Origin of the sequence: Amycolatopsis sp. CA-128772 (assembly GCF_002904295.1) — a bacterium.
Classification (GTDB): Bacteria; Actinomycetota; Actinomycetes; order Mycobacteriales; family Pseudonocardiaceae; genus Amycolatopsis.
This window is the reverse complement of record NZ_PPHG01000026.1, coordinates 108,702-118,224: the sequence shown is the minus strand read 5'-3', so window position 1 is coordinate 118,224 and position 9,523 is coordinate 108,702. Positions and strand designations below refer to the sequence as shown.

The following is a 9,523-nucleotide window of genomic DNA, read 5'->3' as shown; positions in this document are numbered from 1 at the left end:
CGCGGCGCTCCCAGTGATCCGGTTCGGGCGGGCGCCCGCCGCCTCGCGACGCCGGAGCCACCGCCGGGGTTCAGGTCGAAGGCGACTATGCCGGGGGCGTGGCCGGTTTTTCCCCAGAGATCCGGGGGCAGGTGCGCTCGCGGTGCCGGGCAGCGGGGGCCGGTCCTGGCGAGCCGGGCGCGCGGAGGCCGCCGCACCCGGACCGCGTCGGTGCGGGCAGCAGCCCGAACCGGTCCGGACGAACCGGCCGAGCGCATCCCCGCCGCCGAACCCGAATCCCGGACCGCGTCGGTGCGGGCAGGAGCCCGATCGGCCGCGGCGCGCATCCCGCCCCGCACCGGCCGCAACGTCGGGATCACCCGAACCGGCCGTCACCCGCCGGGCGGCCACACCCGACCCCGGGCGCGGCGCGTGAAGTCTGCGGTTTTCCGTGGTTTCGCGGCGGCATGCTCGTCGCGCCGGATGTTCCGAAGGAAGGCAGGCCATGGCAAGCATCGGACGGGCGTTGAGACGCCCCTGGATCATCCCGTTCTACTTCCTGGTGTTCGGGTTCCTGGCGTACCGGTTGCCCAACTACCTGGGCTTCGACCCGAGCCGGTCCACCGCGGCCACGCGCCTCGACCTGCCGTTCTACTACCCGCTGCTGGTGGCGCACATCCTGTTCGGCTCGGTGGCGTTCGTGACCGCGGCGATCCAGGTCTGGCCGTGGCTGCGCAACCGCCACCCGAAGCTGCACCGGATCTCCGGCCGCGTCTACGTCCTGGGCGGCGCGCTGCCGGCGGGCCTGGCGATCCTGACCATCACCCCGTTCCTGACCCACGGCGCGGGCCAGAAAGCGGGCAACGCGCTGCTGGGCCTGCTGTGGCTGAGCACGACGATCGTCGGCTTCCGGCGGGCGCGGCAGGGCCGGATCGTCGAACACCGCGAGTGGATGCTGCGCAGCTTCGCGCTGTGCTTCTCCATCCTCGCGTCCCGTTTCTGGCTGGGCCCGGCGATCCTGTGGCTGGAGCCCGAGGTCTTCACGATGGGTGTCGACGGCCCGCCCGCGGTGCAGGACCAGGTCTCGACGCTGACGTCGTGGATCCCCTGGGTGGTCAACCTGCTGATCGCCGAGTGGTTCAACCACCGGGCCCGGTACAAGGCCCTGGGCCGTCAGGCGGCCAAGCGCACCGCGGCGAAGCAGGAGCCCAAGGTGAGCACCTCCGTCACCCCGCCCGTCCCGGTCGAGCCGGTGCTCGCGACGGCCACGAAGACGCCGGTGCTGGAGCGCCCCGCCCCCGACCCCGTCCCCTAGTCTCGCGGCTGCCTTCCCGCGGCGGAAAACCCCGGCACACCCCCCAGGTGCCGGGGTTTTCCGCACGCCCGGACGCGGGCGCGTTCGCGACGGACCTTCGTGGTGGGAAACTTGCCGTCCAGCGTCTTGACGCTGTCCGATTGGCGCGGTTTACTGACAGTTGCCTCGATGGAACCGGTTCCGCGGCCGCCACCTGGACCTCTCCAGCACCTCGGGTTGGTTGATGCTCCGCTGCTTCAGCTACCTCACCCGAATGCCGCGCGTCGTGCGCGGCACGATGGATCACGACGGACCAGGTGGGCTCGAATGAGATCAAGGACGTTCTCCGTTCCGCGCCGCGATTGACCGCGCGCTCGCCGACGCTTCGGCTCTTCGTGACAGGTCCCGCAGAAGTGCCGGTCGAAACCCGACCGGGAAAGACATCCCACCCGAGCTCGATGCAAACGGGGTTTGCAGTCCGACAGCGAAAGTGAGGATATCCGCATGCGAAAAACGTCACCTCGGCTCCGGACCCGGGCCGTCCTGACCGCAGCCCTCGCGCTGGCACTGGCCGGGAGTACGGCCTTCGTGGCCGGTGCCACCGAAACCGCCGGGGCCTCGGGCGGGGCCACCGCGGCGGAAGCCGGCTGGGTGGACGTGGACCAGGCCCGCTACCAGCGTGAACTGGCCGACTACCAGCGCATCGTGCCGCCACCGGTGCCGGCCGGGACGACGAGGGTTCCCGAGTTCCACACCGACTGCACGATCGCGAACGAAGCCAAGGACGACGCGATCATCTTTCCCGGCCTGCCCGGCGCCTCCCACATGCACACGTTCTTCGGGCCGAGGAACGACGCTTTCGTGACCACGGAAGCGCTTCTCGCCGCCGGATCGACCACCTGCGACGCCCCGGGTGACAACGCCGCTTACTGGGTACCGCAGCTGCAGCGCAACGGGGTGGCCGTTCCGTTCAAGAGCATGCGCATCTACTACGGTTCCCGGGTCTCCGACCCGTCGGCCGTCCGGCCGTTCCCGCCCGGGCTGGTGATGGTGCAGGGTGACGCCAAACTGCAGGTTCCGACCCAGAAGGGGCAGGGCAACCAGTTCTGGTGCGCGGGCAGCGCCGAGGTCGGGCGCAGCGCCGACGGGAACTGGCCGGTCTGTGCCCCCGGCGGCAACCTGATCTTCCAGCTCCCGTTCAAGGACTGCTGGGACGGCAAGCACATCGACTCGCCCGACCACAAGTCGCACATGGGTGACCCGGTCGCCGGCAAGTGCCAGGGCAGCTACCCGGTCGCGGTGCCGAACCTGTCGTACATGGTCAACTACGACAGCCTGGGGGGCAACGGCCTCGCGCTGTCGTCGGGGATGGCGTCGTCGATGCACGGTGACTTCATGAACGGCTGGAACCACGTCAACCTGGCCGCGCTGGTCAAGACCTGCCTCAACCAGAACGCGAAGTGCGGGACCACGCCGAGCTTCACCGGCGGCTGAGAGCGACGGCCGCCGTGCCGGATCGTCCCGATCGGCACGGCGGCCGTTGTCTTGACTGGTGCCGGAACGCTAGCCGATCAGTGGGGAGAGCCGGTCTCGCTCCTGCAGGACTCGCGCCGCCAAGCTCACGGTCTGCGGCTCCGTGCCGGACGACTTCTCGCCGAGCGCCAGCCGTCCGGTCTGCTCCAGGTGATCGCGCAGGCACTTCTTGAAGTAGCTGTCGAACTCCGCGTCGCGCAAAGCCCCGGCGTGCGTCATCTGGGCCGGGGAAACCATTCCCGGCATCTCCATCCCCTGGTGCGGGTTTTCCGCCGGCAGGCCGGCTTGGTCGTGCAGCCGCCGCAGATCCGACAGCTGCGCTTTCGTCGCGGCGCCGGCCTGTGCACCGAGCTCGCGGACGGCCGCGGATCCGGTCCGGCTGCCGACGAGGTCGAGCAGGGGAACGAGCTGCTCGTCCATGGCGGTGGTGATCTCGATCCACGCGCGATCCGTGGCGGTGAACGATGACGCCGCATCGGAAGTGGCGGGAGGGCTGTCGGACCCGGTGACGCAGCCGCCCAAGCACAGCACGCCCACGATGCCCAACCCGGCAAAGAGGCGCATGCACTGATTACAGGCCATGCCCGCGGGCGAAGTCAACCGGCCGCGGGCAGCCACGCCTGGACCGCCGCCACCGCGTCCGCGATGTGCTCCTCCACGATCGTGAAGTGGTTGCCCGGCACGTCGATCACCCGGTCCGCGTGGGGCCACGCCGAGCGCCAGTCCACCGCTTCCTGGGCCGCCACGATCGGCTCCGATGCCCGGACCAGCAGCGTCGGGCACGGCAGGGGGCCCAGTTCCCAGCCCTCCATCAGGTCGAAGCACCAGGCCATCGCCGACAGCCCCGCGCTCGTCACCTCCGTGTACTGCTGGTTGCGCTTGTACAGCCCCTGCATCAGCCCCCCGCCGGCACTCGCGACGAACTCGCTGTCCACCGCGTACGGGTCCAGCAGCGCGACACCGGCCGGGGGCGTGCCGCGGCGGCACAGCTCGGTCGCGATCGCGTGCACCAGCAGGCCGCCGGTGGACACGCCGAGCACGACCGCCGGTTCGCCGCCGGTGTACGCCGAGATCGCGTCGGCCTCCGCCGCGACCAGCGCCTGCCGGTCGGCCGGGAGCGCTTCGCCGTCGGTGAAGCCCGGGATCGGGACGGCCGAGACGTCGTGGCGGCCGCGGCAGGACGCCGCGAACAGCGAGTACTGCTGCACCCCCGCCATCGCCACCAGCGCCGGCACGCAGATCAGGTGCGGGCCGGGCGGCGCGTCCGGGGCGCGGCGGGCCAGCCGCAGCGGGCGGATGGGGCGGGTCGGCTCGCCGGAGGTGCGGAACTTCGGGCGCAGCGTCGCCGCCGCGCGCAGGAACGCGATCGCGTCCGCCTGCTGCCCGGCCTTGAGCGCCTCGGTGAACAGGCCCGCGATCGTCTCCGGGGCCTGCACCGAGACCGTCGTGGCGACTTCGCCGGACGCCGGTTCGGTGTCCAGCTCCCCCGCCAGGTGCGCGGCCAGCTCCTGCGGCGTCGGGTGGTCGAACACCACGCCGACCTGCAGGATCAGGCCGGTGGCCGCCTGCAGGCGGTTGCGCAGGTCCATCGCGGTCAGCGAGTCGAAGCCCAGCTCCGGGAAGCTGCCGTCCACCGGGACCGCGGCCGCGCCCGGGTGCCCGAGCACCGCGGCGGCCAGGCCGCGGACCAGGTCCCGCACCGCGGCCGGGCGGTCGCCGGCGGGCAGCTGCGCGTACGTCCGGGCGAACGAGCCCGTGTCCTGCTCCGCCGTGGCCGCCGAGCGGCGGGACGGCGGCGGCAGCAGCGCGTGCATCATCCGCGGCACCTCACCGGCCGCGCGCAGCGCGGCCAGGTCGAGGCGGATCGCGGCGAGCACCGGCTCCGGCCGCGCGAGGGCGGCGTCGAACAGGGCCACGCCCTGCTCGGGCGGCAGCGCCAGCGCTCCCCCGCGCTCCTGGCGGCGGCGGTTCGTCTCGTCGAGCCGGGCCGCCATCACGCTGCGGTCGCCGGCCCAGGTCCCCCACGCGATCGACGTCGCCGGCAGGCCGAGGGCCCGGCGGTGGCGGGCGAGGGCGTCGAGGAAGGCGTTCGCGGCCGCGTAGTTGCCCTGGCCCGCGTTGCCCGCCAGCCCGGCGAACGACGAGAACAGCACGAACGCGGTCAGCTCGCGGTCGCGGGTCAGCTCGTGCAGGTGCCAGGCGGCGTCGAGCTTCGGGGCGAACACCGTGTCGAGCTTCTTCGGCGTCAGAGAACCGATGACCCCGTCTTCCAGCGCACCCGCGGTGTGCACCACGGCCCGCACCGACGGTTCCGACGCGAGCAGCCGGGCCAGGGCGTCCCGATCGGACACGTCGCAGGCGCGGATGTCCACTGTGGCGTCCAGTTCGGCGGCGAACTCCGCCGCGCCCGGGGCGTCCGGGCCGCTGCGGCTGACCAGCAGGAGCTCGCGGACGCCGTGCTCGGTGACCAGGTGCCGGGCGACGGCCCGGGCCAGTGCGCCGGTCCCGCCCGTGACGAGCACCTTGCCCGCCGCCGTCCAGTCCACTGTGGAGTCTCCGCCGCGGGCGCGGGTCAGCCGGCCGACGTGCGGGACGCCGTCGCGCAGCACCACCTGGGGCTCGCCCGAGGCGAGGAGGCCGGGCAGCAGCGGCAGCAGGTCGCGGATCGACCGGTCGCCGTCGCGTTCGAGGTCGGCCAGCACGATCCGCCCGGGGTTCTCCGTCTGCGCCGAGCGCAGCAGGCCCCACGCGGTCGCGCCGGCGAGGGCGTCTTCGGTGGCACCGCGGGTGACGAACACCAGCCGGGTGGTGCGCAGCCGGTCCTCGCCGAGGAAGGCCTGGACCTCGTCCAGCACCCACTTCGCCAGGTCGCGGGCGGCCGCCCGGTCGTTCTCCGGCCGCACCGGCACCAGCGGCATCAGGATCACCCGGGGCGCGAACAGGCCGTCGTCGAGGGCCCGGGACAGCGCGCCGATCCCGAGGAACGTCTCGACCGCGCGGCCGAGCGTGTAGACCGCGCCGGTCAGGCCGAATTCGTCGGCCCCGGCGACGACCCACGTGCCGTCGGCGAGCCGGCCGGGCTCCGGGGCCGGCACCGGCTGCCACTCCCAGCGGAACAGGCTGTCGCCGTACGCCGGGGCGGTCTCGATGGCGCCGGCCGCGCGCAGCAGCAGCGACCCGACCGAGACGATCGGCGTGCCGGTGGTGTCGGCGAGGTCGACGCGGACGCGGTCGGTGCCCGCCGGGCTGATCCGCACCCGGGCCTTCGACGCGCCGACCGCGTACAGCTCGACGTCGGTCCACGAGAACGGCAGCCGGCTGCGGGCCCCGCCGGTGAACGACGCCGCGTGCAGGGCGGCGTCGAGCAGCGCGGGGTGCAGGGCGCACGCGGCCGCTTCGGGGCGGTCGGCCGCCGGCAGCGCGACTTCGGCGTAGACCTCTTCGCCGTGCCGCCAGGCCTTCTCGAGCCCGCGGAAGAGCGGGCCGTAGCCGAAGCCGTTCCCGGCGGCCGTCTCGTAGAACCCGGTCAGGTCGATCGGTTCGGCACCGGCCGGGGGCCACTCGGCGGGGAACTCCCCGGCTTCCGGCACGTCGCCGGCCCGCAGGACACCGGTGGCGTGGCAGGTCCACGGCTCGTCGCCGGCGTCGGGCCGGGCGTAGACCGACAGCGTGCGGCGGCCGGCCGGGGTCAGCGGGCCGAGCACGACCTGCGTCCGCACGGCGTGGGCGGGCGGGACGACCAGCGGCACGGCCAGGGTCAGCTCCTCGACGACCGGGCAGCCGGCCTCGTCACCGGCGCGGACGGCCAGCTCGAGGAACGCGGTGCCGGGCAGCAGGACCGCACCGCCGAAGGTGTGCTCGGCCAGCCACGGGTGCGTCGGCACCGACAGCCGCGAGGTGAACAGGAAGCCTCCGGTGTCCGGCAACGCCGTCACGGCGCCGAGCAGCGGGTGGCCGGCGGCAGCCAGCCCGAGCGCGGTGATGTCGCCGGTCGCCTGCAGGGTGCCACGCGGCCAGAAGTCCGTGCGCTGGAACGGGTACGTCGGCAGCGGGACGCGGGCGCCGTCGGGCAGCTGCCAGTCGACGTCGGTGCCGCGGGCGAAGGCGGCGCCGAGGGCGGCCAGGAACCGGTCCGGGCCGCCGTGGCCGAGCACCAGGGTCGCCGACGCCGTCGCGCCGGTGCCGGACTCCTCCAGCAGGGCCTGCAGGCCGAGGCTGAGCACCGGCTGCGGGCTGATTTCGACGAAGTGCCGGGCACCGCGGTCGAGCGCGGCGCGGACCCCGGCGTCGAACCGCACGGTGCGTTCCAGGTTGCGGTACCAGTACTCGCCGTCCATCTCGGGTCCGTCGAGCCAGCGCCGGTCGGCGGTGGAGAAGAACGGGATCGCCGACTCGCCGGGGTGCAGTTCGCCGAGGACGTCGAGGAGCTCGTCGTGCAGCACGCGCACCTGGGGGCTGTGCGCGGCGAAGTCGACGCCCTCGACGCGCCAGCGCATGAGCCCGGCCGCCGACAGGCGCTTTTCCAGCGCGGTCAACGCGTCCGGCTCGCCGGCGACGGTGACCGTGCGCGGGCCGTTGACCGCGGCGATCGACAGCGTGCCCGCGAAGTCGCCGAGCAGCTCGCCGACTTCGGCTTCGGACGCCATCACCGAAAGCAGGCCGCCGTGCCCGGCCAGCCGGTCGCCGATCAGGCGGCTGCGCAGGGTCACGATCCGCGCGGCCTCGGGCAGCGAAAGCACGCCGGCGAAGCAGGCGGCGGCGATCTCGCCCTGCGAGTGCCCGAGCACCGCGGCGGGCCGGACGCCGTAGGAGCGCCAGAGGTGCGCGAGCGACACCATGACCGAGAACAGCACCGGCTGCACGACGTCGACGCGGTCGACCGGGGGTGCCCCCTCGACACCGGTCAGGACGTCCAGCAGCGACCAGCCGACGTACGGCTCCAGGGCTTCGGCGCACTCTTCGATCCGCGCGCGGAAGACCGGCTGGGTGTCCAGCAGGGCCATCGCCATCTCGGGCCACTGGGAACCCTGGCCGGGGAACACGAACACCGGGCCGGGCGCGGACGTCACCGTGCCGGTGGCCACGGCCGGCGCCGGGACGCCGGCCGCGAGCGCGGACAGGCCCTCGCGCAGGGTGGCGTGGCCGGTCCCGGCCACGACGGCGCGGTGGTCGAAGCGGCTGCGGGCCAGCAGCGTGCGGGCGATCCCGGACAGCGGCTGGGTGGGGTGCTCGTCGACGTGGGCCAGCAGCCGGGCGGCCTGTGCGGCGAGCGCTTCCGGCGACTTCGCCGACAGCACCCACGGCACGGCGGCCGGTTCCGCAGCCGCCTCGGCCGGCTCGGCGGGCGGCGCCTGTTCGAGGACGACGTGCGCGTTGGTGCCGCTGACGCCGAACGACGACACGGCGGCCCGGCGCGGCGCCCCGGTCCGCGGCCAGGGCCGGGGTGCGGTGAGCAGCTCGACGTCGCCGGCGGTCCAGTCGATCTTCGTGGACGGCTGCTCGGCGTGCAGGGTGCGCGGCAGGACGCCGTTGCGCATGGCGAGGATCATCTTGAGCACGCCGCCGACGCCGGCCGCGGCCTGGGTGTGCCCGATGTTCGACTTCAGCGAACCGAGCAGGAGCGGCCGGCCTTCCGGCCGGTCCTGGCCGTACACCGAAATCAGGGCCTGCGCCTCGATCGGGTCACCGAGCGCAGTGCCGGTGCCGTGCGCCTCGACGACGTCCACATCGGACGGTGCCAGCTTCGCGTCCGCCAGTGCCGCGCGGATCACCCGTTGCTGCGAGGGGCCGTTGGGGGCGGTGAGGCCGTTGGACGCGCCGTCGGAGTTGACCGCGGACCCGCGCAGCACGGCGAGGACCTCGTGGCCGTGGCGCCGCGCGTCGGACAGCTTCTCCAGGGCCAGCAGGCCGACGCCTTCGGACCAGCCGGTGCCGTCGGCGCCCTCGGCGAACGCCCGGGAGCGGCCGGTCGGCGAGAGCGCGCCCTGGCGGCTGTACTCGACGAACACCATCGGCGTCGACATGATCGCGACGCCGCCGGCCAGCGCGAGGGAGCATTCGCCGCGGCGCAGGGCCTGGGCGGCGAGGTGCAGCGTGACCAGCGACGACGAGCACGCGGTGTCGACGCTGACGCTCGGGCCTTCGAAGCCGAAGGTGTAGGAGATGCGCCCCGAAGCGACGCTGCCGGCGCTGCCGTTGCTCTGGTAGCCCTCCAGGTCTTCGGTGACGCCCTGCAGCGCGATCGCGTAGTCGTTGTACATCACGCCGACGAACACGCCGGTGTCGCTGCCGCGCAGGGAAAGGGGGTCGATGCCGGCGCTTTCGCAGGCCTCCCACGCGGTTTCCAGCAGCAGGCGCTGCTGCGGGTCGGTCGCCAGCGCCTCGCGCGGGCTCATCCCGAAGAAGGCCGCGTCGAACCCGCCGGCGCCGTGCAGGAACCCGCCCTCGGCGGTCGCCGACGTGCCGGGGCCGCCGATGTCCCCGAGCAGGTCGGCCAGGGGCCAGCCGCGGTCGTCCGGGAAGCCGGAGATGGCGTCGGTGCCGTCGTCGACCAGCCGCCACAGGGCTTCGGGGGTGTCGACGTCGCCGGGGTAGCGGCAGCTCATGCCGACCACGGCGATCGGCTCGTCGGCCGCGGACTCCGCGGCGACCAGGCGCTCGCGGGTGCGCTGCAGGTCGGCGGTCACCCGGCGGAGGTAGCCGAGCAGTTCGGCTTCG

The 9,523-nt window shown here is 73.8% G+C and carries 3 protein-coding genes and 1 pseudogene; 2 read left to right on the top strand and 2 right to left on the bottom strand.

Annotated elements, in window-relative coordinates; translation table 11 throughout:
- Positions 1–484 precede the first annotated feature (484 nt).
- Both C2L59_RS11830 and C2L59_RS11825 read left to right on the top strand, forming a co-directional pair.
- Positions 485–1,294: a DUF2306 domain-containing protein gene (locus tag C2L59_RS11830; RefSeq protein ID WP_103349570.1), complete on the top strand. Its 810-nt coding sequence runs from the start codon at positions 485–487 to the stop codon at positions 1,292–1,294.
- Positions 1,295–1,777: 483 nt separating this feature from the next.
- Entirely contained in the window at positions 1,778–2,767 is a 990-nt protein-coding gene (locus tag C2L59_RS11825; protein ID WP_103349569.1) for a DUF1996 domain-containing protein, read from the top strand.
- A 69-nt stretch (positions 2,768–2,836) separates the two neighbouring features.
- On the opposite strand, the gene C2L59_RS11820 is transcribed toward C2L59_RS11825, so the two are convergent.
- On the bottom strand, positions 2,837–3,424 hold the full coding sequence (locus tag C2L59_RS11820; RefSeq protein WP_103349568.1) for a DUF305 domain-containing protein: 588 nt from the start codon (positions 3,422–3,424) through the stop codon (positions 2,837–2,839).
- Positions 3,403–9,519 (bottom strand): annotated as a pseudogene (locus tag C2L59_RS11815) (SDR family NAD(P)-dependent oxidoreductase); the annotation flags it as partial. The gene C2L59_RS11820 and the pseudogene C2L59_RS11815, both read right to left, overlap by 22 nt.
- Positions 9,520–9,523 lie beyond the last annotated feature (4 nt).

Bases quoted from the DNA above. Each gene is read 5' to 3' on its own strand.
- C2L59_RS11825 (WP_103349569.1), top strand. From the start codon at position 1,778: ATGCGAAAAACGTCACCTCGGCTCCGGACCCGGGCCGTCCTGACCGCA.
- C2L59_RS11830 (WP_103349570.1), top strand. From the start codon at position 485: ATGGCAAGCATCGGACGGGCGTTGAGACGCCCCTGGATCATCCCGTTC.